Genomic DNA, 26,004 nt, shown 5'->3' with positions numbered 1-26,004 from the left:
CGACGACGAAGGGGCCCCGGGCACAGTGCCCGGGGCCCCTTCACGCGGCGCTCCGGCGGGCGGGGCGTCGCGGTGGTGCTAGTCGCTGCTCTAGTCGCTGCTGTTGAGGATCGAGATGATCCGCAGGAACTCCATGTAGATCCACACCAGCGTCAGCGTGAGGCCGAAGGCGGCGAGCCAGGCCTCCTCGCGCGGGGCACCGTAGGCGATGCCGTCCTCGACCTGCTTGAAGTCCAGGGCGAGGAAGCACGCGCCGAGGAGGATGCCGACGATGCCGAAGACGACGCCGAGGGAGCCGCTGCGGAAGCCGAGGCCGTCACCGCCGCCGAAGACGGCGAACAGCAGGTTCACCATCATCAGGAAGACGAAGCCGAGCGCGGCCGCCATCACGAAGCCGTAGAAGCGCCGGTTGACCCGGATCCAGCCGGCCTTGTACGCGATCAGCACACCGGCGAAGACCGCCATCGTGCCGATCACGGCCTGCATGGCCGCGCCGTCCGCGATGCGGTTGTCGACGACGCTGGAGACGACGCCGAGGAACACGCCCTCGAACGCCGCGTAGGTCAGGATCAGCGCGGGCGAGGCCTTGCGCTTGAAGGACTGCACGAACGCCAGCACCATGCCGATCAGCGCGGCGCCGATACCGATGCCGTACGAGCGGTTGATGTGGGCGTCGTCGACCGGCAGCAGCGCCCAGGCGAGCGCGGCGGTGACGATGAGGACACCGAGCGTGGACCCGGTGCGGACGAGGACGTCGTCGATCGTCATCCGGCCGGTCGTCGCCGGCGCCTGCGGCGGCGTGCCGTACTGCTGGTCCTGCTGGGCGTAAGGGTTCTGCGCGTAGGGGTTGCCGACGGGCTGGGCGTACGGGGCGCCCTGCGCGTACGGATTGCCCTGCGTGGCGACGGCGGGTCCCCCGGCCTGCGGCGCGGCGTTGAAGCCCGCGTAGCCGTTGTCGCGGCTGAACCCCCGTCGCGAGAAGACCGGGTTTCTGCTCCTCATTTCACTCCTCCATGGCCACACTGCGCAGCCTTGGCCTAAGAGTAATAGAACGGCAAAGGATTGACCCTACTGCTTGGGGAGGATCTTTCCCTCGTCCTGTGGCGCAACACGCTACGCGCAGCGGTGATTCCGCTCACTGCCGGGGCCGCGCCCCGCGTTCAGCCGATCGGGAAGCCGGTGTAGGCCTCGGCGAGGTCGGTCTCGGCGGCGCGGGAGGAGGCGATCCGGTCCAGGCGCGCCACCTGGAGGCGGTCGTCGAAGGGCGTGGCGTCGGGGGCGCGGTGCAGGAGGGTCGTCATGTCGTACGAGAACCGCTCGGCCTGCCACACCCGGCGCAGGCAGGTGGCGGAGTAGGCGTCGAGCAGCTCGTCGGAGCCGGTCCGCCGCCGGTGCGCCAGGGCGCGGGCGAAGGTGACGACGTCGCCGACGGCGAGGTTGAGGCCCTTGGCTCCGGTGGGCGGCACGATGTGCGCGGCGTCGCCGGCCAGGAAGAGGCGGCCGTGCCGCATGGGCTCGTGGACGTAGGAGCGCATGGGGGTGACGGACTTCTGGGTGATGGGCCCCCGCTGGAGCGTCCAGTCGTCGTCCGTCTCGAAGCGGCGCTCCAGCTCGGTCCAGATCTCCTCGTCGCTCCACGCCTGCGCGTCCGTGCCCTCGGGCACCTGGAGGTAGAGGCGGGAGACGGACGGGGAGCGCATGGACAGCAGGGCGAAGCCCCGGTCGTGGCGGGCGTAGACCAGCTCGTCGTGGGAGGGGGCGACGTCGGCGAGGATGCCGAGCCAGCCGAAGGGGTACGTGCGCTCGAAGGTGCGGCTCAGGCCGGCCGGGACCGCCTTGCGGGCGACGCCCCAGAAGCCGTCGCAGCCGACGACGTAGTCGCACTCCAGGACGTCCTCGACGCCCTCGTGCCGGAAGCGGACGCGCGGCCGGTCGGTGCCGGCGCCCTCGACGGCCAGTGCCTCCGCCTCGAAGAGCAGCGGGCCGCCCTTCTGGAGCTGGAGCGCGATGAGGTCCTTGCAGACCTCGGTCTGGGCGTAGACCGTCACGGACCGGCCGCCGGTGAGCGCGGGGAAGTCGACGCGGTGGCGCCGCCTGTCGAAGCGCAGCTCGATGCCGTCGTGGCGCAGCCCCTCGCGGTCCATGCGCTCCGCCGCTCCGGCCGCGCGCAGGACGTCCACCGTGCCCTGCTCCAGGATCCCGGCGCGCTGGCGCCGCTCGACGTAGGCGCGGTCGCGGCTCTCCAGGACGACCGAGTCGATCCCGGCGTTGTGGAGCAGCCGGGCGAGCAGGAGTCCGGCGGGGCCGGCCCCGATGATGCCGACGGTGGTGCGCATCGGTCGTTCCCTTCGATTGGCGTCGTTGCCGCGGGGGTCGCTGTGTTGTTCGCGTGGTGAAAATTCCTTCACTCACTGCTGCGCTGAGTCTCGGCTCCCCGCGCGCGGCTGTCAACGGTTCCGGGCCGGTTCGCGCCGAGCAGCTCGCCGAGACGGAAGGGGGGCGGGAGGAGGAAGCCGGGACGCGCACCACCGTGCCTGACGCGCAGGCGCGACCGGGTCCGGTCCGGAGGAGCGATCCGCCCGGCCGAGGCGGTTCCGGGTGGCGCTCACTTGGCGCCCCCGAAACCGCGCGGCTCTTCGCCGGGGAACACGGCAGCGCGGTAAGTGCCCGGAGCCGGACTTGAACCGGCACGCCCGCGAAGGGGCAGCGAGGTTTAAGCTCGCCGTGTCTGCATTCCACCATCCGGGCAGGCCATGGGCACCGCGTCGAGTGCTCCGACCCTATCGGGACGCACCCCTCCGACAGCGGGCGGTCAGGCCGATGTTGTCTTATTTTATTGGCGCCTGAGGGAGCATCAGCTACCGGAACAGGCCGTCCGCACGTGCCAACAGCCTTGCGGGCGACGACCGGCCACGCATGCGGAATGACGGGAATTCACCGTCTCGACCAGGACGCCCGCCCCGTTCTCGCGCCCGCGCACAACAGCGGGCCCGTCGCGGGCGCCGCCGGAGGGGTGCCGTCAGGGTCGCCCGTCATCCGCAGGTATGACACCGGCCGGGGCCGTCCGACCACAGTCGCCCCCCGAAACCGGAACAGCGGCTGACTCCACGGCACCCTCCGGCCGGGACGATGGATGACGTCCCCGAGCACACCGCCGTACCGACAGGAGCGCCCTCCCGTGACCACCGCACCCATCGCCGACCGGTCCACCGACGTGGCCGCACGCGCCACGGAGCTTTCCAAGATCTACGGCCAGGGCGAGACCCAGGTGGTCGCCCTCGACCGGGTCTCCGTCGACTTCCGGCAGGCCGAGTTCACCGCGATCATGGGCCCCTCCGGCTCCGGCAAGTCCACGCTGATGCACTGCGTCGCCGGACTGGACACCTTCTCCTCCGGCTCGGTGCGCATCGGCGACACGGAGCTGGGCTCGCTGAAGGACAAGCAGCTCACCAAGTTGCGCCGGGACAAGATCGGCTTCATCTTCCAGGCGTTCAACCTGCTGCCGACGCTGACCGCGCTGGAGAACATCACCCTCCCGATGGACATCGCCGGCCGCAAGCCGGACAAGCAGTGGCTGGACTCCGTGATCCAGATGGTCGGCCTGTCGGGCCGCCTCGGGCACCGTCCCGCCCAGCTCTCCGGCGGCCAGCAGCAGCGTGTCGCCGTGGCCCGGGCCCTGGCCTCGCGGCCGGAGATCATCTTCGGCGACGAGCCGACCGGAAACCTGGACTCCCGCTCGGGCGCCGAGGTGCTGGGCTTCCTGCGCAACTCGGTGCGCGAGATGGGCCAGACCGTCGTCATGGTCACCCACGACCCGGTGGCCGCCGCCTACGCGGACCGGGTGGTCTTCCTCGCCGACGGACGCATCGTCGACGAGCTGTACGGGCCGACGGCCGACTCGGTGCTGGACCGCATGAAGCGGTTCGACGCCAAGGGCCGCACGAGCTGACGCCCCCGCCACCTTCCCTCCCGTACGTCTGGACGAAGTAGACCCATGTTCCGTACCGCCTTGCGCAACGTCTTCGCGCACAAGGCCAGGCTGTTGATGACCGTGCTCGCCGTGATGCTCGGCGTGGCGTTCGTGTCCGGCACCCTGGTCTTCGCCGACACCCTCTCCAACGCCTTCCGCAACCAGTCGGCGAAGAGCTACGACGACGTCGCCGTCGCCGTCACCTCGTACGCCGACTCGGACAACCCCAAGGAGGGGTACGGCCTCTCCGGCAAGACCCTCGACCGGATCTCCGCCGTGGACGGCGTCGCCGGGGTGTACGGCCGCGTCGAGGGCTTCGCCGGCGTCGCCGATCCCGACGGGAAGCTCATCGGTGTCGGCTGGTCCAACAAGGGCTCGAACTTCGCCCCCGGCAAGGACGGCAAGGACGCCGCCTACACCTTCACCGGCGGCTCCGGCCCGGTGCGGGACGACCAGATCGCCCTGGACGAGGACTCCGCCGCCAAGGGCGAGTACGAGGTCGGCGACCGGGTGCGCGTCGCGACCAACGGCCCGGTGAAGGAGTACACCCTCAGCGGGGTGTTCACCACCGAGGACGGCGCCGTCAACGCCGGCGGCAGCCTCGTCCTGTTCGACACCGCCGTCGCCCAGAAGCAGTACCTCCGGCCGGGCTACTTCGAGAGCGCCACCGTCACCGCCGCCCCCGGCGCGGACGACGCGAAGATCCTGGCCGCGGTCGAGCCGCTGCTGCCCGACACCGCCGAGGCGCAGACCGGCCAGGCGCTCGCCGACGAGCAGGCCGACCAGATCGAACAGGGCCTCGGCAACCTCAAGCAGGTCCTGCTCGGCTTCGCGGGCATCGCGCTCTTCGTCGGGATCTTCCTGATCTCCAACACGTTCACGATGCTGGTCGCCCAGCGCACCAAGGAGATCGCCCTGATGCGCGCCGTCGGCGCGTCCCGCCGGCAGATCACCCGTTCGGTGCTCGCCGAGGCCGCGCTGGTGGGCCTGGTCGCCTCGGCCGTCGGCTTCGCCCTCGGCGTCGGCCTCGCCGTCGGACTGCGCTCCGGCATGGCCGCGTTCGACATGAAGATGCCGAACGGTCCGCTGGTCCTGTCCGCCACGCCGGTGGTCGCGGCCTTCGCGGTGGGCGTGCTGATCACGGTGCTCGCCGCCTGGCTGCCCGGCCGCCGGGCCGCGAAGATCCCGCCGGTGGCGGCCATGAACAGCGTCCACGCGGTGGCCACCACCAAGTCGCTGGTGCTGCGCAACTCCATCGGCGCGGCCGTCACCGCCCTCGGTGCGGCGGGGATCGTGGCGGGCGCCTCGACCGGCGGCGACGACGGCCGGATGTACATCGGGGCGGGCGCGTTCCTCGCGCTGATCGGCGTGATCGTCCTGATCCCGCTGCTGTCCCGGCCCGTGATCGCGCTCGTCCGTCCACTGCTCGTCGGGCCCTTCGGGGTGGCGGGCAAGCTGGCCGGCCAGAACGCGGTCCGCAACCCGCGCCGCACCGGCGCGACCGCCTCGGCGCTGGCGATCGGCCTGACGCTGGTGACCGGCCTGTCGGTGCTCGGCATCACGGTCGGCACGGCCATCGACAAGATGACGACGGACAACATCAAGGCCGACTACATGGTCTCGATGGCCAACGGCGGCGACCTCGACGGGTCCGCGCTGACGGCGCTGGAGAAGGCCGAGGGCGTGTCCGCGGTCTCGCCGCAGCAGGACGCCTACTTCCGGATCGGCGAGGACTACGTGTCCGCCTCGGCGGTCACCCCGGGCGACATCGAGAAGGTCCTGGCCGTCGACGTCGTCAGCGGCAGCGCGGGCTCGCTCGCCGACGGCCGGATCGCGGTCGCCGAGAAGACGGCGAAGAGCAGGGGCTGGAAGACCGGCGACACCGTGCCCGTCACCTTCGACGACGACGAGAAGGCCACGCTCACGGTCGGCGCCGTGTACAAGGACAGCGAGTTCCTCTCCCCCGTCCTCGTGGACCGCGGGGTCGTGGACCGGCACGAGACGAAGCCGTCCATCCGGCAGATCTTCGTGAAGGTCGACGGCGGCCAGTCCGCGGCGAACGAGAAGGTCCTCGTCGACGCGCTCGGCGACAACCCGGCGATCACCGTGATGGACCGGCAGGACATCCGCGACGAGTTCGGCGGTGCCATCAACACCCTGCTGAACGTCATGTACGGCCTGCTCGCGATGGCCCTGATCATCGCGGTCCTTGGCGTCGTCAACACCCTCGCGATGTCCGTCTTCGAACGGCAGCAGGAGATCGGCATGCTGCGCGCGATCGGTCTGGACCGGCGCCGGGTGAAGCGGATGGTCCGGCTGGAGGCCGTCGTCATCTCGGTGTTCGGCGCGGTGGTCGGCATCGGTCTCGGCACGTTCCTCGGCTGGGCGATCGGCGAGACCGTCGCCGACCAGATCCCGGGATACGCCCTGGTCCTGCCCTGGGACCGGATCGGGATCTTCGTGGTGCTGGCCGGCCTGGTGGGCGTCCTGGCCGCGATGTGGCCGGCCCGCAACGCCGCGCGGCTGAACATGCTGAACGCGATCAAGGCCGAGTGACCTCACCGCACCGCGGCACACCGAGGGCCGGGCTCCCCGCAGCGGGGGCCCGGCCCTTCGCGTCGTGTGCGGATCAGGCGCGGGCGGGCGCACCCCACACGCGGGCCCGCAACGGCATCCCGGAGGCACCCGAGTGCGGCGTCCGGACGGCGAGGACCTGGTTGACGCCGATGCGGTTGCGCTCGAAGGCGAGCGCGGACGCGGCCATGTACAGCCGCCAGACACGGGCCCGGCCGGGGGTGACCAGCCGGGTGGCCGCCTCCCACTCGGACTCCAGGTTGGCGACCCAGCGGCGCAGGGTGAGCGCGTAGTGCTCGCGGATCGACTCCACGTCGCGCACCTCGAACCCGGCACGTTCCAGCTGGGTGACGGTGGTGCCGACGGGAGCCAGCTCGCCGTCGGGGAAGACGTAGGCGTCGATGAACTCGTCCACGTTGTAGGTGGACTCGTCGCGCTGGGGGCGGCGGGCGATCTGGTGGTTCAGCAGCCGCCCGCCGGGCTTGAGGAGCCGGTACAGGTCGACGGCGTACTCCAGGTACCGCTCGGCACCGACGTGCTCGGCCATGCCGATCGACGAGATGGCGTCGTACGGCCCGTCGGCGACGTCCCGGTAGTCCTGGACGCGGATCTCCACCCGGTCGGTGAGCCCCTCGTCGGCGACCCGCTTGCGCGCGTACGCGGCCTGCTCCTGCGACAACGTGACGCCGACGACGCTCACGCCGTGCTCACGGGCCGCGTGGATGGCCATCGAGCCCCAGCCGCAGCCGACGTCGAGGAGCCGCTGACCTGCCTTCAGGCCGAGCTTGCCGCAGACGAGTTCGAGCTTGTCGCGCTGGGCGTCCTCCAGGGTGCCGCCCTCGGCCTCGGGGGCGAACCAGTAGGCGCAGGAGTACACCATGGACGGGCCGAGGACGAGCTCGTAGAAGTCGTTGCCGACGTCGTAGTGGTGGCTGATGGCCCGCCGGTCGCTGCGCTTGGTGTGGAGGTGGCCGCGGACTCTGCGGATCTCCTCCCGCGGCGGCGCGGGCGGCAGCGGCGGACCGGCGAGCTTCACCAGCCCGCGTACGGCGGCCCGCACCTCGGGGTCGCGGAGGGCCTCGACCAGCCCCCGGGCGTCCTCGCCGCGTTCCCAGACGAGCCCGGCGAGCAGGTCGAGGGCGGTGTAGAGGTCCCCCTCGATGTCGAGGTCGCCGGCCACCCAGGCCCGGGCCAGCCCCAGCTCGCCCGGCTTGAACAGCAGCCGGCGCAGCGCCCTGCGGTGCCGGACGACGAGCGTCGGTGCGCCCGGCGGCCCCGCCTGCGAACCGTCCCAGGCGCGAACGCGCACCGGAAGCGGTGCCCCCAGCAACTGTTCGAAGAGGTTCTGCAGCCGCAGCGCGGCATCAGCCATGGCGTACCTCCGTGACAAGCGATCCCGGAATGTCCTGACACCACGTAAACACCTGGGCGGCGCCATCGCAGTCCCGCCACGGAGTCATGACTGGGCAAAAAAAGATGTACACACCACCTTCTCGCCGGCGAGACCCATATCGCCCCCACGACCAGCCCGCCGAAAACCCTCAGGTTCCGGAGATCAAACTGTCGGGAATGTCCGGACGGTTCACACACCCCACCGCGTCCCGCACCGACCGCGCCAGCTCGACGACCAGCCGCTCGTGAAAGGTGCGCGTGAACTTGGGCGCTCTCACCTTTCCCACGCGCGTTTCCAGCAGCACCTGCTCCTGCTTCCCCTTTGCGCCCGCGACATCACACCGGAAGACGAGAACGACGTCTCGCCCCACATACGTCCCATCGGCCACATAGGCGTCCGGGCCAGCCGCGCGCCAGCGCCCGGCTGGGACGGACACCTCTCTCAGGGAGACCGCCGACCAGTACACGTAGGAGGAAAAGGGGCGACTGCCCCGGAGTCCGCAGACGTCGTACTCGTCGAACCCTCTGGCGCGGTCGTAGGGCTCGAGCGCCTCACGCTGCAGACCCTTCGTCACGTCACTGACGGAAAGCGCCTGATTGGTGAACGTGAGGTCGTCGCTCCCGACCATCTCGCGGACGTCGCCCATCCTCTCCGCGCCGAACAACTCGTCACAGGTCTTCCACTGGGTCGGAAATCTCTCGCGCAGAGAGGGGTCGTCCGAGCACCCGGACATCAGCGCCAGTACTGCACTCACCGCGCACCAGAACGGCCACCGAAAGCCCCTCCCGGCGGCCCGGCCGAGACCGCGACGGCCGCCCCCCGACAGCCCGGTCACGAGGACACCTTCTCGTTGTTCGAGATGGCAGCCTTGCCGGTGTAGTAGCTCTGCTCGATCTCCCGCACGACGTCGTCCGCCTCTGATGTGCTCATCCCGGTGTTCTGCGCATACTGCAGGACAGGTTGGGTGACCGCCCGCTCACCGATCTTCTCCACGTCCTGAACCGCCAGGAGCGCCTCCGGATCGTTCTTGTACTCGTTGTCCTGCAGGTACTGCAGCGTGTGGTTGCCATAGGCGGTACTTGCAGCCGAACCACCGGATTCCAGGACCAGCGGAACGGCCGTGGACACGACGATGCCGGCCGCCGGTCCGACCAACACCGCAGCTCCGACCGCCGCGCCGATGGCGACGCCTCCGCCCATGAGCGACTTCCGCCACTCGCCGTTCTTCTCCTGCTGCAGGTTCTTCGCGTCCTCCGCGTCCTTGAACTCCTCACGGATGCCGTGCGACCGCGACTCGTCGAGGATCCCGTGCACCTTGGCCGCGTTCTCGGCGAACGACGTCCCGATGTCCGGGTTCCCCTCGGCAGCGGCGAGGCCACTGGCCATGTACAACTGCTGAGCAGCGGTCAGCGTCCTGTACCCGTCCTCGTCGCCTGCGACCAGCATCGTGGGAGGCCAGGGCGGAGGCGGCCTGCGCACTGGAACCGGCGCCCGCCTTGTCGGCACCCGCGCCGGCGATGTCCGCCGTCTCGCTGAGGCCGTCGAAGAGGATGTGGGCATCGTGGCCGACCGCTCCGAGGTCGTCCTGGTAGACCACCAGGTCCTGCCCGCCACCGCCGCCCGCTGCCGCGAGCTGGTTGAGCCGCATGCCCGTGTCCCGCTGTACGGCCGCGTCGGCCTTCAGCGCCTCCCACTCGTCCCACGCCACTGCCCCGCGCCCCCTTCGTCGTACGTGGCGGGCAACGTACCAACGGGAGCGGTGACGGGGGTTGCTGGTGGAACAGAACGAGTCAGGCCCCCGATGGCCGTCCGCGTGGCGACTGGCGGGGGGCGGACGCGCCGAAGGGGCCGCCCGCACCACGGATGGCGGGTGGCCCCTTCGGGGAGTTGCCGGTACTACGGTGACGGGTGACCGGGCGTCAGGAGGCCTTGGCCTCGGTCTTCTCCGCCGGCTTCTCGCTCTTGTCGGCCTTCGGCGGCGCGGCCGGGGCCGGCTTGGCGGCCTCGTAGAACTCCTCGCGCGGGGTCTCGATCGCGCCGAGGGAGACGACCTCACGCTTGAGGAACATGCCGAGCGTCCAGTCCGCGAGGACACGGATCTTGCGGTTCCAGGTCGGCATCGCGAGACCGTGGTATCCGCGGTGCATGTACCAGGCGAGACGTCCCTTGAGCTTGATCTTCATCTTGCCCATGACGATCATCGCGACGCCCTTGTGCAGGCCGAGGCCCGCCACCGCGCCCTTGTTGGCGTGGCTGTAGTCCTTCTGCGGGAAGCCCCGCATGCCGGACACCACGTTGTCGCCGAGGACCTTGGCCTGGCGCAGCGCGTGCTGGGCGTTCGGCGGGCACCAGGCGTTCTCGTTGCCCGCCTTGCGGCCGACGAGGTCCGGGACCTGGGCGTTGTCGCCCGCGGCCCAGATGTAGTCGGTGCCGGTGACCTGGAGGGTCGGCTGGCAGTCGACGTGGCCGCGGGGGCCCAGCGGCAGGCCGAAGCGGGACAGGGCCGGGTTCGGCTTGACGCCGGCCGTCCAGACGATGGTGTTGGAGTCGACCTCGAGGCCGTTCTTCAGCACCACGTGGCCGTCGACGCAGGAGTCCATCGAGGTGGAGAGGTAGATCTCCACACCGCGGCTCTCCAGGTGCTCCTTGCCGTAGGCGCCCAGCTTCGGGCCGACCTCGGGAAGGATCTTGTCCGCGGCGTCCACGAGGATGAAGCGCATGTCCTCGCGGGACACGTTCTTGTAGTACTTGGCCGCGTCGCGGGCCATGTCCTCGACCTCACCGATGGTCTCCGCACCGGCGAAGCCGCCGCCGACGAAGACGAAGGTGAGCGCCTTGCGGCGGATCTCCTCGTCGGTGGTGGAGTCGGCCTTGTCCAGCTGCTCCAGGACGTGGTTGCGCAGGCCGATGGACTCCTCGATGCCCTTCATGCCGATGCCCTGCTCGGCGAGGCCGGGGATCGGGAAGGTGCGGGAGACCGCGCCCATGGCGATGACCAGGTAGTCGAAGGGCAGCTCGTACGCCTCGCCGACCAGCGGGGCGATCGTGGCGACCTTGCGGTCCTGGTCGATGGTGGTGACCCGGCCGGTGAGGACCTCCGCCTTCGGAAGCACGCGCCTGAGGGGGACGACGACGTGCCGCGGGGAGATGTTGCCGGCGGCGGCTTCGGGGAGGAAGGGCTGGTAGGTCATGTACGACCGCGGGTCGACGACGGTGACGGTCGCCTCGCCGTAACGCATCTTCTTCTGGATGCGTCGAGCTGCGTACAGGCCTACGTACCCACCGCCTACTACGAGGATCCTGGGACGCTCCGTGGTGCTCATGGCATCGAGTATCCACCCGTCCGAGGGGGGTGGTTCGTGCGCCCCTTCACAAGCTCCAGGGGGCACTGTGCTACCATCCGCCGCCCACGTGACGGAGATCATGGCGGGGAGGGGAACCAGCGTGTAGGGGATCCCGTTGTCAATGCCGCGTGAGCTGCCGATCCGTGCGGTCGAGGGCGGTGGACCGGGCCCCCTCGGCCCCTCTCCGGGACCCCTCCGCAGCACCGTCCTGAACACGTTCAAAGGGCAGTTGAACCCCCAAAAGGGTCAACCGACGGCCCTCGACCGTCCGCCGGGACCGAATTCCTTGTGAAGAACTTCACGAAGTTTTCCCGACGGAGTGTCGTCGGGGGCCCTCGCGGGGCCCCCGACCGTGCTCAAACGTTGTCCGGCCTGCTCAGAGAGCCACCGCGGACCCCTACGCCACCGACCACGCGATGCCGTCGAGGATGTCGTGCTCGCTCACGACGACCTCCTCCGCACCCGTCCGCTCCATGATCGACAGGAGCACCAGCGCCCCGGCCGCGATCACGTCCACCCGGCCCGGATGCATCGAGGGCACCGCGGCGCGTTCGGCGTGGGTGGAGCGCAGCAGCCACTCCGTGATCTCACGGACCCGGTCGCGGGAGATACGGGAGTGGTGGATGGCGGCCGAGTCGTACTCCGGCAGCTCCTGCGCGATCGCCGACACGGTCGTGACGGACCCCGCCAGACCGACCAGCGTGCGCGCCTCGCGCAGCGGCACGGACCGCTCGGCGAGGTCCAGCGCCGCCTCCACGTCGCCCCGTACGGCCGCGATCTGCTCCTCGGACGGGGGGTCGGTCACCGCGCCGTCGCGGACCAGGTGCCGCTCCGTCATCCGGACGCACCCGACGTCCACGGAGCGGGCGGCCCGCACGTGGTCGTCGCCGACGACGAACTCGGTCGAGCCGCCGCCGATGTCCACGACCAGGAAGGGCTTGTCGAGGTCCGCGCGGCCGGTCAGCTCCTTCGTCGCGCCGGTGAAGGAGAACTCGGCCTCCTGGTCACCGGAGATGACCTCCGGCTCCACGCCGAGGATGTCCAGCACCCCCCGCACGAACTCGTCCCGGTTCTCCGCGTCCCGGGAGGCGGACGTCGCCACGAAGCGCAGCCGCTCGGCACCGTGCCTCTTGATGATCCCGGCGTACTCGCGGCAGGCGGCGAACGTGCGCTCCAGCGCCTCGGGCGCCAGCCGCCCCGTGCGGTCGACGCCCTGCCCGAGCCGCACGATGGTCATGCGCCGGTCCAGGTCGGTCAGCTCGCCCGTCGCCGGGTCCGCGTCGGCCACCAGCAGCCGGATGGAGTTCGTACCGCAGTCGATGGCGGCGACCCGGGTCACCGGCCCTCCTCCCCGCACGTCTCGGAGACCGTCACGCACGGCCCCTTGCGCCACCACTCCGGCAGCATCGCGATCGCCTCGTCGCCCAGCGGGTTGACGCCGGGACCGGCCGCCAGCGAGTGGGCGACCAGCACGTGCAGGCACTTCACCCGGTCGGGCATGCCGCCCGCGCTCGGGAAGCCGGTGAGCTCCTCGATCTCGTCGCGCCGCCGGACGTAGTCCTCGTGCGCGGCCCGGTAGGCGGCGGCCAGCTCCGGATCGGCGGCCAGCCGCTCGGTCATCTCCTTCATCACGCCGTTCGCCTCCAGCGTGCCGATCGCGGAGGCCGCCTTCGGGCACGTCAGGTAGTACAGCGTGGGGAACGGCGTGCCGTCGGGCAGCCGCGGCGCCGTCTCCACGACGTCCGGCTGCCCGCAGGGGCAGCGGTGCGCGATGGCGCGCAGGCCGCGCGGAGGGCGTCCGAGCTGCTGCTTGAAGGCCGCCACGTCCGCGTCGGTCGGTTCGGTGCGCGGGGTGGTCGGCGGGGGAGTCTGCATGACTGTCTTCTGCTGGTCTTCCTGTTGAGTCACTGCCGGTGGGCGGCGGCGTCGGCCTTGTCGACCCCGTCCCACACGTTCCGGTACCAGGGACGGCCGGCCGCCCCGACGTCGGTGCGCGACTGCGCCGCCGCGTGCGGGTCGACGACGACGAAGCCCGTCTCCCCCGGCATCACGTAGTGCAGCCGCAGGCGAATCTGCTGCTCGGCGTACGCGTCGTCCTGCCAGCGTGCCTTGAGGTCGCGCAGGTCCTCCACCCGCTGCCGGGTCCGCGCCTGCTCCTCGCGCAGGTCGGCGATCTCCGCGCGCTGGGCGACGTACTGCCGTATCGGGTAGGCGAGCGCCACGACGAGCGAGCACAGCACCATCGCGAGCAGCGCCGCCCGGCCGGTCAGCCGGGAGCGGCGGGCCTGGCGCTTGGTCTGCGAGCGGTAGACCCGGGCCGCGGTCTGTTCCCCGATGATCCGGATTCTGGTCGCGGTGGAGAAACGGTCCCGGTCCTTCACGGCCATCTGGTCTCCGCCTCCCGTGCACGCGCGTACGTCCCCGCACACGGTACGGGACCGGGTACGGGGACGTACGTACGACGCTTCTTTACTTGTGTCAGCCCTTGAAGCGCGGGAACGCGCTGCGGCCGGCGTACACCGCGGCGTCGTCGAGGATCTCCTCGATGCGCAGCAGCTGGTTGTACTTGGCGACGCGCTCGGAGCGGGCCGGGGCGCCGGTCTTGATCTGGCCGCAGTTGGTGGCGACGGCGAGGTCGGCGATGGTGACGTCCTCGGTCTCGCCGGAGCGGTGGGACATCATGCACTTGAAGCCGTTGCGCTGGGCCAGCTCCACGGCGTCCAGGGTCTCGGTCAGCGAACCGATCTGGTTGACCTTGACCAGCAGGGCGTTGGCGGCGCCGTCCTCGATGCCGCGGGCCAGGCGCTCCGGGTTGGTGACGAACAGGTCGTCGCCGACGAGCTGGACCTTGTCACCGAGCTTGTCGGTGATGGTCTTCCAGCCCTCCCAGTCGTCCTCGAACAGCGGGTCCTCGATGGAGACCAGCGGGTACGCCTCGACCAGCTCGGCGTAGTACTCGGTCATCTCGGCGGCCGAGCGCTCCTTGCCCTCGAAGGTGTAGGAGCCGTCCTTGTAGAACTCGGACGCGGCGACGTCCAGGGCGAGCGCGATCTGCTCGCCCGGGGTGTAGCCGGCCTCCTTGATGGCCTCGAGGATGAGGTCGAGGGCCTCGCGGTTGGAGCCGAGGTTCGGGGCGAAGCCGCCCTCGTCGCCGAGGCCGGTGGCCAGGCCCTTGCCCTTCAGCACCTTCTTGAGGGTGTGGTAGACCTCGGTGCCCCAGCGCAGCGCCTCGGAGAAGGACTCCGCGCCGATCGGGGCGATCATGAACTCCTGGATGTCCACGTTGGAGTCGGCGTGCGAGCCGCCGTTCAGGATGTTCATCATCGGCACCGGCAGCAGGTGCGCGTTCGGACCGCCCAGGTAGCGGAACAGCGGCAGGTCGCTGGCCTCGGAGGCGGCGTGGGCGACGGCGAGGGAGACGCCGAGGATGGCGTTGGCGCCCAGCGAGCCCTTGTTGTCGGTGGCGTCCAGGTCGAACATGGCCTGGTCGATCAGGCGCTGCTCGGTGGCGTCGTAGCCGACGAGCTCCGGGCCGATCTGCTCGATGACGGCCAGAACGGCCTTCTCGACACCCTTGCCCTGGTAGCGGTTGGGGTCGCCGTCACGGAGCTCGATGGCCTCGAAGGCACCGGTGGAGGCGCCGGACGGAACGGCGGCACGCCCCGTGCTGCCGTCGTCGAGGCCGACCTCGACCTCGACCGTGGGGTTGCCTCGGGAGTCCAGGATTTCCCGGGCTACGACGACGTCGATGGACGGCACGAGCATCTCCTTCTTCAATGTGACGCTTCGGTGTGACGCGGGTCCGCGAGGACCGCAGCGGTTCTGCGGGACGAGCCTAACCGGCTCCGGGCGATCGGCCAGCCGGTCGCCCACCCGGTGGACAGAACCGAGAGTAAATTGTTTCCGAACGGAACAAAGACCGTTCACGGAAATCGGGGAGGCTCCCCCGGCCGCCGGGACGTGACCCGGACGTGAAAAACCCGCCCCGGTGCGTACGGGGGAACACGCACCGGGGCGGGAGCAGGGCGGGCCGCCGCTTACTTGAGGTGCAGCTGCTGGCCCGGGTAGATCAGGTCGGCCTCGTCGACGATGTCGTCGTTCAGCTTGAACAGCTTCGCCCAGCCGCCCTTGACGTGGTGCTCCGCGGCGATCGAGCTGAGCGTGTCGCCCTTGACGACCTTGTACTCGCCGTCACCCTTCTCGACCTTCTTGCCGGTCGGGGTGGTGACGGTCTTCTTCTCGGCCTTGGTCTCGGCCTTGGCGGCCGGACGCTCGGAGGAGCGGGAGGCCTTCTGCTCGGTGGAGCGCTCGGCCGTGGAACCGCTGCTCTGGCTCTGCGAGCCGGAGGACTGCGAGGAGCCGCTGTCCTGGCTCTCGCCGGAGCCGCCGGAGTACGCGGCGCCCGACAGGCCGGTGCCGCAGACCGGCCAGGCGCCCTTGCCCTGGCTGGCGAGCACCTTCTCGGCGACCGCGATCTGCTGCGTCTTGCTCGCCTGGTCGGCGGTCGAGGCGTACTGCGTACCGCCGTAGGCGGCCCAGGTGGAGGCCGAGAACTGCAGACCGCCGTAGTAGCCGTTGCCGGTGTTGATGGACCAGTTGCCGCCGGACTCGCACTGGGCGACGGTGTCCCACTCGGACGCGGTGGCGGCGGAGGCGTTGCCGGCCGCCATCAGCGGGGCGGCGACGGCGGCACCGGTGACGCCGGCGACGGCGATGACACGGGTGGCCTTGGACGGACGACGGTGCTTGCCCTTGTCGGAAAACAGCATGGTTGATCCCCTCACCGACGCCTGCGAGGTGAGCTGTCGGGTTCGGGCCGGTTGAGTTGCCCGGCCGGGTCCCTTGCGGGACTCGGCTCCACCCCTAGCCGCTCCGGATCGCTGCCCGTTGCGGCACTTACCTTGGGTCCCCCGCTCCTGCCTGCGGCGCTTGACGCGACGACTGTTCCCGTACCGCCACTGGCAGGATTCGGCGTTGCGGCGGCCGGGGCCCGCGGTGGCGAGCGGTCATGACCGTAAGCACGCGCTCCGCGGTTTTTCAAAGACGATCACGGCTTCTGAGACCTATCTCTCACGTGATCCAAAACGGACATACGATCTCTAATCGTGACGCGAACTACCCCTGGTTCTGCACCGGTTCGCCCCCGACTGTGAGCGTCTGACCGGGCAGGATGTGGTCCGGGTCGGCGCCGACGACGTCCTTGTTGTCGGCATAGAGGGCGTGCCACCCGCCGGTGAGGTCAAGGGAGTCGGCGATGCCCCACAGGCTGTCGCCCGAACGCACGGTGTACGAGCCGTCCGTGAGACCGCGACCGCCCTCCTCGTCGCGCGAGGCGTGCCGCCCCGACGAGTCCGCCGTACGGCCGTCCACGGCGCCCTCCTCCGCGCTCCCGCCGCGGTGCCGGCCGGTCGCGGGCTCTTCGGTGCCGGTGAGCCCCGAAGCGGCGTCGCTCTGCCCCGACTTGCCGGACTCGTCACCGTCCGACGCGGTGGCGCCCGCGCTGCCGGACGCCTGCGCGTCACCGCCGGCCGGGGTGCCGGACGGGGTGGACGTGTCGGACTTGGTCGTTTCGTCCCCGGCGCCCGACGCGGCATCAGTCGTGGCCGGGGCGGAGGGCGACGGGGACTGGTGCCGCGACGGGGACGGAGAAGGGGTCGCCGAAGAGGACGATTCAGGGGCGGACTCGGTGGAACCGGTCAGACCGGATGACTCGGACGTACCCGGTGCATCCGCCCCCTCCTCCCCCGCCGACGCCCCGTCACCCGAGCCGCCGGAGCCGCCGCCGAGGATTCCCGAGTCGTTGCCCAGCCCCGCGAGCAGGCCGCAGGTCGGCCAGGCGGCGATGCCCTGGGCCGCGAGCACCTTCTCGGCGACGGCTATCTGCTGCGAGCGGCTCGCCTGGTCGGCACTCGAGGCATAGCTCAGACCGCCGTACTGCTCCCACATGTCCTGGGACAGCTGCAGGCCGCCGTAGTACCCGTTGCCGCTGTTCTGGCTCCAGGCGCCGCCCGTCTCGCACTCGGCGACCCGGTCCCAGTTCGTTCCGTCGGCCGCGTGGGCGCCGGTGGCCCCCAGGAGCGGGATCGCGATGGCGGAGCCGGTGACTCCGGCAGCGACGACCAGGGCGGGAGCCTGGCGGGGGCGACGGTGACGACCGTTCCCGGAGAGCATGCGACGACCTTTCACGAGACAGCGGGGACGGCGCGGCGAGTGATGCTCGGCGCCACGCTGATCCGTGAACGTATAGGCAGATGATCGCTTGTCACAAGTTCATGCCGCGCAGATCACGTGAAGATCACAGAGGTGAGCGCGTGTCACCTTTGCGTGGGTGACGGATCGTTCTCGCGCGGCGACGGGACCGGTGTGAAGGACACCGGAAGCGTGCGCAGCCCCCGCATGATGAGACCGCCGCGCCAGCGCAGCTCGGCCGGATCCGCGGCGAGGGCCAGGTCCGGGAGCCGCGTGAGGAGCGTGGCGAGCGCGGTCTGCCCCTCCAGCCGGGCGAGCGGGGCCCCGAGGCAGTAGTGGATGCCGTGGCCGTATCCGAGGTGCTGGCTGTCCCGGCGGGAGAGGTCGAGGGTGTCGGGGTCGGGGAACCGCTCCGGGTCCCGGTCGGCGGCGGCCAGGACGACGAGGACGGGATCTCCGGGGGCGATGTCCTGCCCGCCGACGGTGAGCGCCTCGGTGGCGAAGCGCCAGGTGGCGAGCTCCACGGGGCCGTCGTAGCGGAGGAGCTCCTCCACCCCGGTCTCCAGCAGGCCGCGTTCCCCGGCGGCGAGGGACGCCTGCAGACGGGCCCGCTGCCCGGGGTGGGTGAGCAGGGCGTACAGGCCGTTGCCGACGAGATTGACCGTGGTCTCGAAGCCCGCGAACAAAAGGATGAACGCCATCGCCGCGGCCTCGTTCTCGGTGAGGTGCTCGCCGTGGTCGGAGGCGCGGATGAGAGCGGAGATGAGGTCCTCGCCTGGGCCGGGCTCGGCCGGCAGCGCGGCGCGCTTGCGGTGGATGAGGTCGGCGAGGTAGCCCCGCATCTTCTTCACCGACCGTGCGACGCCGCCGCGGGGACCGCCCCCGTGACGGATCATCATGCCCGCCCAGTCCCGGAAGTCGTCCTGGTCCTCGCGGGGGACGCCGAGCAGGTCGCAGATGGCGTAGATGGGCAGGGGGAAGGCGAACTCGTGGATGAGGTCGGCCGAGCCGGCGGCGGCGAACCGGTCGATCAGGTCGTCGGCGAGCTCCTGCACCCGTGGCGCGAACTCGGCGACGCGCCGCGGTGTGAACGCCTTGCTCACCAGCCGGCGCAGCCTGGTGTGGTCCGGCGGGTCGATGTTGAGCAGATGGGTCATCAGCTCGGCCTTGCGCTCACCCGGGATGCCGGTCTTGCCCTTCGCGTGCGCGGGCTCGTCGTGGTGCGCCGGGTTCTTGGACAGCCGCTGGTCGGCGAGGGCCTGCCGGGCGTCGGCGTACCGGGTGACCAGCCACGCCTCCACGCCGCTGGGCAGCGTCGTGCGGTGCACGGGGGCGTGCTCGCGCAGCCAGGCGTAGGCGGGGTAGGGATCGCTCGCGAACTCCCAGGTGAACAGCTCGGGAGCCGGGCCGTCGGGGACGGGCCGGCCGGTCACCCCTCGACCTCCCTGATCGCGTCCCGGTACGCGCGCGCCGCCGCTCTCAGGGCCGCCTCCGGGTCCGTGCCCTCGGACTCGGCGCGGGCCGCCAGGGCGAGGAGGTCGTAGCCGATGCCCTCGCCCGTGGGGAGCGGCACCTCCAGGCCCGCCGTGCGGACCCGGGAGGCCAGTTTGGCGGCGAGGGCCAGGCCCGGCTGGCCGAGGGGGACGCCCTCGGTGACCGAGGTGCGCTGCTTCTCCACCGCCTTGGTGCGCAGCCAGTGCTCCCTGACCTCTTCCGGCGTGGTCGCCGTCTCGTCGCCGAAGACGTGCGGGTGGCGGTGGACGAGCTTGGTGACGATGCCGGCGGCGACGTCGTCGATCGAGAACGGCGCGCCGGTGTCCTCCTCGGCGATGCGGGCGTGGAAGACGACCTGGAGGAGGACGTCGCCCAGTTCCTCGCGCAGTTCGTCGCGGTCGCCGTCCTCGATGGCCTCGACGAGTTCGTAGGCCTCCTCGATGGCGTACTTGGCCAGGCCCTCGTGGGTCCGCAGGGACGACCAGGGGCATTCCACGCGGATGCGGTCCATGACCTGCACGAGGTCGAGGAGCCGGGCGCCCGGGAGGTCGTAGGAGGCGGGAAGCAGCTCCAGCTCGGGCATGGAGACGCGGCCGGAGCCGGCGAGGCGGGCCAGACCGTCGGTGAGGGCCGGCTCGCCCTCGCCGGTGGCGACGACGACCACCGTGCGGCCCCCGGCGCAGGCGGCGACCAGTTCCTCGGCGGCCGGGGACGCCTCGTCGACCCGTATGCCCGCCTCGCGCAGGTACGGCAGCTGCGGGTGCGCGGCGTCGGCGCACAGCACGCGGTCGGCGGTGCGCAGTGCCTGCCAGGCGGGCCAGGACAGCAGGCCGGGGGCGACGCGGTGGCTGGTGGTGAGCAGGACGATGCGGCCCGGTCCGGGGGTGGTGCCGGGTGCGGGGTCGGCGGTGGTTTCGTTCACGTTCCGAACGTAACGCACGGTACGGGCCGGCCCGCGGGTCGTCCCCGGGGGCGGCCCCCCCGGGGGCGCGGTCACGCCGTCTGCTGGGCCCCGGCCGCCGTCACTTCGCGGACCCACGGCGTCTTCGCGTCGACGCGGCTGCTCTTCTGGACGTCCCAGGTGCCGTAGCGCGGGTTGAGGTCGACGTCGAGCTGCTGGGACGCCTTGGACAGGGCCTGCCAGAACTCGGGGCGGCTGGTGTCGGTGCCGAGGTGCTCGGCGAGCTTCTGGGCCTCGAGCTGGACGACGAGGTTCTCGTCGAGGCGCTCGGGGGCGACGCCGTACTGCTGGAGCCAGACGGTCTCCAGCTGCTTGGCGCCGCCGGCCTGCTGCTCCAGGCCCGTGCGCATCTGCTGGACCTCCTTGCGGCTGACGGTCACGCCCGCGTCCTGGGCGGCGCGGTGCAGGACCCGGTCGAGGACCATGCCGTGCAGGGTGTCGCGGGTGAGGGTGCCGGTGCGGGCGACGACCTGCTGGTACTGGGTGTCGTCCGGGACGGCGGCCCGCTGCGCGTCGCGTACCTCGTCGACCCGGTTCTCCAGCTGGGCGACGGTGATCCGCTGGTCGCCGACGACGGCGGCCGCGCCGGGATGCGCGTCGTTCCCGCAGGCGGTGAGCAGGGGTGCCGCGGCGGCGATCGCGGCGGTGAGGAGGAGCGCGGTGCGACGGCGGCGGTGCAAGGAAACCTCCCGAGGAGATTGTGCGACGGTGCACAAAGTCTTGCGATGATCGATGGTAGGCAGTGGCCCAGCTTTGGCCAACCCATTCGACCAACGATTCACGGGGACTTCGGGCACCGCCGCGCCGCCGCCGAAGGTGCCGGGCGCCCGCCGACTAGCCGCGTACCTGGCCGAGCCACTCGAGGGTGCGCCGGATCTCGGCCGCGAGGGGGTGGCCGGGGCCGTGGAGGCGCTCGACGTCGTGCAGGAGCCGGGCCAGCGTCTCGTGGGCGGCGGCGCGGTCGCCGAGGGCGAGGAGCAGGTGGCCGATGCGGCGGCGGACGTCGTGGGCGAGGTCGGGGTCGCCGGCGACGTACTGGTTCTCGTAGTACGGCAGCAGGGCGCGGTACTCGGCGAGGGCGGCGGCCGGTTCGCCCAGTTGTTCCAGGCACTGGGCGGCGTCGTAGCGGTGGCGCAGGGACTGGGGGTCGGCCTGGCCGGCCTCGGCGGCGCGCTCGTCGGCCAGGCGGCGCAGCTCGGGCAGGGCGCGGCGGTACTGGCCGTCGTCCATGAGGGTGGCGGCGTACTGCTTGCGCAGGGTGCGGACGACCGGGGAGCGCTCGCCGTGCTGCTCGGCGGCGGCGGGCAGGATCGCGCCGAGGATGTCGACGGCCTGGGTGATGCGGCCCTCGCCGAGGAGGCGTTTGACGTCGTCGACGGCGCGGGCGACGTCCGGTTTCCCGGCTTCGGCGACGGGAGGTGCCGGGGTGGGCTGGGGTGCGGGGGTCCGGGCGCGGTCGGGCCAGGGGGCGTGCGGGCGCACGAAGGGGCGGGTGGGGTCGAGGGGGCCGCCGGTGGGCATGCCGCGGGCGGGCAGCAGCAGGGCCAGGTGTTCGTAGACCTCCTGGGCGGAGGCGGGGCGGTGCTGCGGGTCCTTGGCGAGGAGGCGCAGGACGAGGGCTTCGAGGGCTTCGGGGACCTCGGGGCGGAGGCGGCGGACGGGCAGCGGCGGTTCGTACAGGTGCCGGTGGAGCACGCCGAGGGCCGTCGACCCCGCGAAGGGGACGTCGCCGCTGAGCAGTTCGTGCAGGAGGACGCCGAGGGCGTACAGGTCGGTGTAGGGGCCGACGGCGCCGCCCATCGCCTGCTCCGGGGCCATGTAGGCGGGTGAGCCTATGGGGGTGCCGGTGTGGGTGAGGCGGGTGGTGTCGGCGTCCATGACGGAGGCGACGCCGAGGTCGAGGACGGTGACGGTGCCGTCCTGCTTCACCATCACGTTGCGCGGCTTGAGGTCGCGGTGGACGATCGGCACGGCGTGCACGGCGCTGAGGACGGCGCACAGCTGGGCGGCGACCGCGACGGCCCACTGCCAGGGGTACGGGTCGTGCTCGGCGAGGTGGTCGGAGAGGTCGGCGCCGTCGACGTACTGCATGACGAGGAAGAGTTCCTCGCCCTGGCTGCCCGCGTCGTGCACGGTGACCAGGCCGGGGTGGTCGACCTGTGCGGTCACCCGGCATTCGCGCACGAAGCGGCGGCGCAGCTCGTCGGCCTCCTGGCCGGCGACCTTGTCGGGGCGCAGCAGCTTCACCGCGACGCGCCGGTCGAGGCGCTGGTCGTAGGCCGTCCAGACCTGGCCCATGCCGCCCTGTCCGATGAGCGTGGACAGTTCGTAGCGGCCGGCGACGACGCGTCCTGTCGCCACGCTCACCTCGCGCCCTCGCCGTTGCCGTTGCCTTCGTGCCTGCGCAGGTAGTCGCTGAGCTCGTCGAGTTCGGCGCGGACCTGGTCGATGCGGGCGGGCGCGGGGGTGTGCGGCGGCGGGGCCGGTGCGGGGGTCTGGGCCGGGGGCGCCGGTATGGGTGTCGGCGTCGGTGCCGGTGCCGGCGGCATCGGGGGCGGGGTGTGGTGCGGCCGGGGCACGATCGGCTGACGGGCCGTCTGCGGGACGGTGGTGCCGGTGTACGGCGTGGCCGGGGGCTGCGGATAGCCGTATCCCGGGGCCGGCTGCGGGGCGTAGCCCGTCCCGTAGCGGAGCTGGTGGAAGTGGCGGACGTCGGCCGCCAGGTAGTACGCCATGGCGGCCACGAGCGTGCCGAACAGCAGGGCCATGCCCGTCCAGCCGCCCACGGTGTGGACCTCCTCGCCGGGCTCGGTGCCGACCAGGACGAGGGCGAGCGCGTCCGCGGCCAGCGCGGCCACGAACAGGCCCCAGTCCAGCGCCTTGCGCGTGACGATCGCCAGTCGCAGCAGCATCGTCCAGGCCAGCAGGCCGATGCTGAGGACGGACAGGACCACGAACAGCACGCGCAGGAAGACCAGCCAGCCCGTCGGGGGTGGCTGCTTCACCGGCTGCTGGTAGCCGTGGCCATGCATGGCTGCTCCTGGTACCTGGGACGTGGACCGACGGTGTCGGCATCGAGCGTATAGGCCGACACCGGCAACCGGCCCAGGGTTGTACCGAACCGTTGTCGTGCTGGTCACTTCCCGTGCCCGGGACGTCAGTCGGGGGCGACCGTGCCGTCCGTCAGGCCGTCGTACATGCCGCGTACGAGCTGGTCGCCGAGGCGGCCGGCGTGCCTGAGCGCCCGCTCGAACTCGTCGAGGGCGCGGAAGCGGGCGCCGTAGCGGCGCTGGGCGTCGAGCGGGAGCCGCGGGAGCTGGAGGCGGCGCACGTCGAGGCGGGTGGCGGTGGAGGCGTAGCTGCTGGCCTGGCGGTTGTTGGCGGTGCCGCGCAGGAACCCGGCGAGGAACCAGGGGTCCAGCGCGGCCGGGTCGGGGCGCAGCAGGACGAGGTGGCGTCCCAGGGCGGCACCCGCGGTGGCGTCGTCGATCACGCGGGCGACGGAGTCGCCGCCGAGGACGGGCAGGACGACGTCGCCGGGCTCGGTGAGCACGGCTTCCTCGTCGCTCTCGGGGAGGGTGCCGGAGGGGGCGGTGCCGGCGAGGACGTCGAGGTCGGTGAGGACGGGCACGCGCGCGTGGCCGCCGTTGGTGCCGGTGCGCATCTTCAGGGCGCCGCCGCGGGCGAGTTCGCCGACGGTGGTGAGGGGCCAGCGGGGCGCGGCCGGTGCCGTGCCGGCGGGCGGCGGGGTGAGGTCGGCGGCCAGGCGGAGGGTCTCGCCGAGGCGTTCGCGTACGTCCGTGAGCTGTTCGGCGCCGTCGGTGGCCGTGGGCGGCGGCAGGTGGCGGGCCGGTGCCAGGTCGACGTCGTCGTCGAGGAGTTCGATGACGGGCAGGGAGCGGGCCAGGCCCGGGCGCTCGTCGAGGTGCCCGGAGCGGTCGAAGTCCCGCCACGCGTCGAGCACGGCCTCCCGCACGGCCCGCCAGTCCGGCCCGCCGCGTCCCTCGCCGGCGAACTGCCCTGTGTCGGCGAGCAGCAGCTCCGGCTGCGCGGGGGTCTTCTCGGGGCGGCGCAGTACCCACAGGTGGAGCGGGAGGTTGTACGGGGGTGCGGCGCCGGCCGGCAGGGCGACGACGGCCCGCAGCGCGCCCCGGCGCAGCAGGTCGGCGCGGATGCGGCGGCCGGAGCGGCGGGAGGCGGCGGCGGGCGGCATGAGGAGGACGGCCGTGCCGCCGTCCGTCAGGCGGGCCAGGGCGTGCTGCACCCAGGCCAGCTCGGACTCGGTGCGGGCCGGGAAGCCGTACTCCCAGCGGGTGTCGTAGGCGAGTTCGTCGTGTCCCCAGTTGCGTTCGTTGAACGGCGGGTGGCACAGGACGGCGTCGGCGCGCAGTTCGGGGAAGGCGTCGGCGCGCAGGGTGTCGCCGGCGGCGATGCGCACGGCCGCCTTCGTGCTCAGGGCGAGCCGCAGTCCGGTGAGCGCGGCCAGTTCGGGGGCGCTGTCCTGGCCGTACTGCTCCTGTCCGGGGCGGGCGCCGACGGCGCGGAGCAGGGTGCCGGTGCCGCAGGCCGGGTCGAGCACCGTCCGGGCCGGACCGGCGAGTTCGGCCATCAGCTCGGCGAGCTGGTGCGGGGTGAGGGTGTACTGGCGCGGGTTGGCGTCGAGGTGCCGGCCGAGCAGGAACTCGTACGTCTGCCGGGCGCCCTGGGCCGCGGCGAGTTCGGCGGCGCCGCGCAGGAGCGGCACGGAGGGCAGCAGCCGGGGGCTGATCGGGGTGGCGACGGTGCGGTCGCGGGCGGTGCCGAAGCGGGGGGCGAGCACCTGGTCGAGCGCGGCGGGCAGCAGGGCGGCGAGGCGCTCGTCGGAGCCGGCGCTCATGTCCAGCCAGTCGGTGGGGCGGTCGTGGATGAGCAGGAGGACGCAGCCGGCGTGGGTGAGGGCCGTGACCGGTCCCTCGGGGTGGCCGACGAGCTGCTGCCAGACGCGTTCACGCAGGGGGACCTCGGCGAGTTTGCCCTGGCTGCGCAGCCACTCCTCGATCTCGGCGAGGGCGAAGGAGGGGCTGGTCTCGGTGCCGCCGACGGGCTTGGGGAAGTCGGCGTGCCGGCGGCGCCAGTTGCTGACGGCCGCACGGCCGACACCGGCGAGCCGCGCGATCCCGGCGGCGGTCACTTCAGTCGCGTTGTCCTGCACCCGCGCTGCTCCCCTCGTCCCTGTGTGGCGACGAGCATACCGAGGCGGCGTGGATGGAGGCATTCACGGCTGTGTACCGGATGGGCCGTGTGAACTTGGTTGACTCGATTCACAGGTTCTGGTCTTATTGACCCCGCCAACGAGCGGCCGCCGACCAGAGGCGGTCGCCGCACGGGAGGGGACACAGCCATGGGCATGAAGGGCAAGGTCGCGCTGGGCGCCGTCGTGGGGATCGTCGTCATCGGAGCCATCTCGGCGAACTCCGGCGGCGACGACGGCGGCTCCGACGGAAAGAGCTCTTCGGCGTCCGCGGGGCAGCAGTCCGGCGGACAGAAGGACACGGGTTCGGCCGGCAGCGCGGACACGGCGAAGGCGGAGAAGAAGGTCGCCTTCGAGGGGGACGGCGACTTCGAGGTCGGCTCGGACGTCAAGCCCGGCACCTATCGCACCACCGGCAACACGGACGGCATGTGCTACTGGGAACGCGCCAAGGACGCCTCGGGCGAGCTCGACTCGCTGCTGGCCAACGACAATGTGACCGGTACCAGTTACGTCACCGTCAAGGCCACCGACAAGTTCTTCAAGTCGAACGGCTGCGGCGACTGGGAGGCCGTCGACCCGAAGGCCAAGGGCACCCCCGCCTCGAAGATGTCCGGGGACGGCGGCATGTTCGCGGTCGGCACCGACATCGCCCCCGGCACCTACAAGTCCACGGGCAACACCGACGACATGTGCTACTGGGAGCGCACCAAGGACGCGGACCACTCGCTCGAGTCGATCATCGCGAACAACAACGTGTCCGGTACGGCGGTCGTGCGCATCAGCGCCTCGGACGCCTACTTCAAGACGGTCGGCTGCTCGGACTGGCAGAAGACCGGCTGACCCGCC

General features: G+C 71.7%; 21 protein-coding genes, 1 tRNA gene and 1 riboswitch. Of the genes, 3 read left to right on the top strand and 19 right to left on the bottom strand.

The window, feature by feature from the left end:
- Window positions 1–90 precede the first annotated feature (90 nt).
- The 3 genes from ACGF3H_RS20625 to ACGF3H_RS20615 form a co-directional block, all read right to left on the bottom strand.
- Window positions 91–1,002: a Bax inhibitor-1/YccA family protein gene (locus tag ACGF3H_RS20625; RefSeq protein WP_362497816.1), complete on the bottom strand. Its 912-nt coding sequence runs from the start codon at window positions 1,000–1,002 to the stop codon at window positions 91–93.
- Between the two features lie 158 nt (window positions 1,003–1,160).
- Window positions 1,161–2,336 (bottom strand): 4-hydroxybenzoate 3-monooxygenase, encoded by a 1,176-nt coding sequence (locus ACGF3H_RS20620; RefSeq protein ID WP_362497819.1) that lies wholly within the window; start codon window positions 2,334–2,336, stop codon window positions 1,161–1,163.
- Between the two features lie 328 nt (window positions 2,337–2,664).
- Window positions 2,665–2,748: transfer RNA gene (locus ACGF3H_RS20615), tRNA-Leu, on the bottom strand.
- 430 nt (window positions 2,749–3,178) lie between these two features.
- Between ACGF3H_RS20615 and ACGF3H_RS20610 the strand changes: the two genes are divergently transcribed.
- Window positions 3,179–3,949, top strand: coding sequence for an ABC transporter ATP-binding protein (locus ACGF3H_RS20610; RefSeq protein WP_362497822.1), 771 nt, complete (start codon window positions 3,179–3,181; stop codon window positions 3,947–3,949).
- Window positions 3,950–3,994: 45 nt separating this feature from the next.
- Window positions 3,995–6,526: an FtsX-like permease family protein gene (locus ACGF3H_RS20605; protein WP_362497825.1), complete on the top strand. Its 2,532-nt coding sequence runs from the start codon at window positions 3,995–3,997 to the stop codon at window positions 6,524–6,526.
- A 73-nt stretch (window positions 6,527–6,599) separates the two neighbouring features.
- On the opposite strand, the gene ACGF3H_RS20600 is transcribed toward ACGF3H_RS20605, so the two are convergent.
- The 16 genes from ACGF3H_RS20600 to ACGF3H_RS20525 form a co-directional block, all read right to left on the bottom strand.
- Window positions 6,600–7,916 (bottom strand): class I SAM-dependent methyltransferase, encoded by a 1,317-nt coding sequence (locus ACGF3H_RS20600; RefSeq protein WP_362497827.1) that lies wholly within the window; start codon window positions 7,914–7,916, stop codon window positions 6,600–6,602.
- 169 nt (window positions 7,917–8,085) lie between these two features.
- Entirely contained in the window at window positions 8,086–8,772 is a 687-nt protein-coding gene (locus ACGF3H_RS20595) for a hypothetical protein (RefSeq protein ID WP_362497830.1), read from the bottom strand.
- On the bottom strand, window positions 8,769–9,383 hold the full coding sequence (locus tag ACGF3H_RS20590; protein ID WP_362497833.1) for a hypothetical protein: 615 nt from the start codon (window positions 9,381–9,383) through the stop codon (window positions 8,769–8,771). Before ACGF3H_RS20590 ends, ACGF3H_RS20595 begins: the two co-directional genes overlap by 4 nt.
- A 473-nt stretch (window positions 9,384–9,856) precedes the next feature.
- The gene (locus ACGF3H_RS20585; RefSeq protein WP_362497835.1) at window positions 9,857–11,260 is read right to left on the bottom strand and encodes an NAD(P)/FAD-dependent oxidoreductase; all 1,404 of its coding nucleotides are present in this window, start codon (window positions 11,258–11,260) and stop codon (window positions 9,857–9,859) included.
- Window positions 11,261–11,678: 418 nt separating this feature from the next.
- The gene (locus tag ACGF3H_RS20580; protein WP_362497838.1) at window positions 11,679–12,620 is read right to left on the bottom strand and encodes a Ppx/GppA phosphatase family protein; all 942 of its coding nucleotides are present in this window, start codon (window positions 12,618–12,620) and stop codon (window positions 11,679–11,681) included.
- Window positions 12,617–13,156, bottom strand: a complete 540-nt coding sequence (locus ACGF3H_RS20575) for a DUF501 domain-containing protein (RefSeq protein WP_362497840.1) — start codon at window positions 13,154–13,156, stop codon at window positions 12,617–12,619. The genes ACGF3H_RS20580 and ACGF3H_RS20575 overlap by 4 nt, the downstream gene beginning before the upstream one ends.
- 29 nt (window positions 13,157–13,185) lie before the next feature.
- Entirely contained in the window at window positions 13,186–13,668 is a 483-nt protein-coding gene (locus ACGF3H_RS20570; protein WP_362497842.1) for a septum formation initiator family protein, read from the bottom strand.
- A gap of 91 nt (window positions 13,669–13,759) precedes the next feature.
- Window positions 13,760–15,040: a phosphopyruvate hydratase gene (gene eno, locus ACGF3H_RS20565; protein ID WP_225637847.1), complete on the bottom strand. Its 1,281-nt coding sequence runs from the start codon at window positions 15,038–15,040 to the stop codon at window positions 13,760–13,762.
- 278 nt (window positions 15,041–15,318) lie between these two features.
- The gene (locus ACGF3H_RS20560) at window positions 15,319–16,050 is read right to left on the bottom strand and encodes a transglycosylase family protein (protein ID WP_362497846.1); all 732 of its coding nucleotides are present in this window, start codon (window positions 16,048–16,050) and stop codon (window positions 15,319–15,321) included.
- A 3-nt stretch (window positions 16,051–16,053) separates the two neighbouring features.
- Window positions 16,054–16,219: riboswitch (cyclic di-AMP (ydaO/yuaA leader) on the bottom strand.
- Window positions 16,220–16,396: 177 nt separating this feature from the next.
- Window positions 16,397–17,452 (bottom strand): transglycosylase family protein, encoded by a 1,056-nt coding sequence (locus ACGF3H_RS20555; protein ID WP_362497848.1) that lies wholly within the window; start codon window positions 17,450–17,452, stop codon window positions 16,397–16,399.
- A gap of 143 nt (window positions 17,453–17,595) precedes the next feature.
- Window positions 17,596–18,903, bottom strand: coding sequence for a cytochrome P450 (locus ACGF3H_RS20550; protein ID WP_362497851.1), 1,308 nt, complete (start codon window positions 18,901–18,903; stop codon window positions 17,596–17,598).
- Window positions 18,900–19,886, bottom strand: coding sequence for a nucleoside triphosphate pyrophosphohydrolase (locus ACGF3H_RS20545; RefSeq protein WP_362497853.1), 987 nt, complete (start codon window positions 19,884–19,886; stop codon window positions 18,900–18,902). The genes ACGF3H_RS20550 and ACGF3H_RS20545 overlap by 4 nt, the downstream gene beginning before the upstream one ends.
- A gap of 71 nt (window positions 19,887–19,957) precedes the next feature.
- Window positions 19,958–20,605 (bottom strand): SurA N-terminal domain-containing protein, encoded by a 648-nt coding sequence (locus tag ACGF3H_RS20540; protein WP_362497856.1) that lies wholly within the window; start codon window positions 20,603–20,605, stop codon window positions 19,958–19,960.
- A 154-nt stretch (window positions 20,606–20,759) separates the two neighbouring features.
- Window positions 20,760–22,250, bottom strand: coding sequence for a serine/threonine protein kinase PkaE (gene pkaE, locus ACGF3H_RS20535; protein ID WP_362497957.1), 1,491 nt, complete (start codon window positions 22,248–22,250; stop codon window positions 20,760–20,762).
- Window positions 22,251–22,288: 38 nt separating this feature from the next.
- Window positions 22,289–22,957, bottom strand: a complete 669-nt coding sequence (locus ACGF3H_RS20530; RefSeq protein ID WP_362497859.1) for a hypothetical protein — start codon at window positions 22,955–22,957, stop codon at window positions 22,289–22,291.
- A 125-nt stretch (window positions 22,958–23,082) separates the two neighbouring features.
- Window positions 23,083–25,116: an N-6 DNA methylase gene (locus ACGF3H_RS20525; RefSeq protein WP_362497862.1), complete on the bottom strand. Its 2,034-nt coding sequence runs from the start codon at window positions 25,114–25,116 to the stop codon at window positions 23,083–23,085.
- A gap of 189 nt (window positions 25,117–25,305) precedes the next feature.
- Here ACGF3H_RS20525 and ACGF3H_RS20520 point away from each other — a divergent pair, with 189 nt between their 5' ends.
- Complete coding sequence (locus ACGF3H_RS20520) at window positions 25,306–25,998, top strand: hypothetical protein (RefSeq protein ID WP_362497864.1); 693 nt, start codon at window positions 25,306–25,308, stop codon at window positions 25,996–25,998.
- The last annotated feature ends 6 nt before the right edge of the window (window positions 25,999–26,004 follow it).

This window comes from Streptomyces sp. NPDC048185 (assembly GCF_043202495.1).
Classification (GTDB): domain Bacteria; phylum Actinomycetota; class Actinomycetes; order Streptomycetales; family Streptomycetaceae; genus Streptomyces.
The sequence above is the reverse complement of the archived record's forward strand: the minus strand, read 5'-3'. Positions and strand labels throughout refer to the sequence as shown.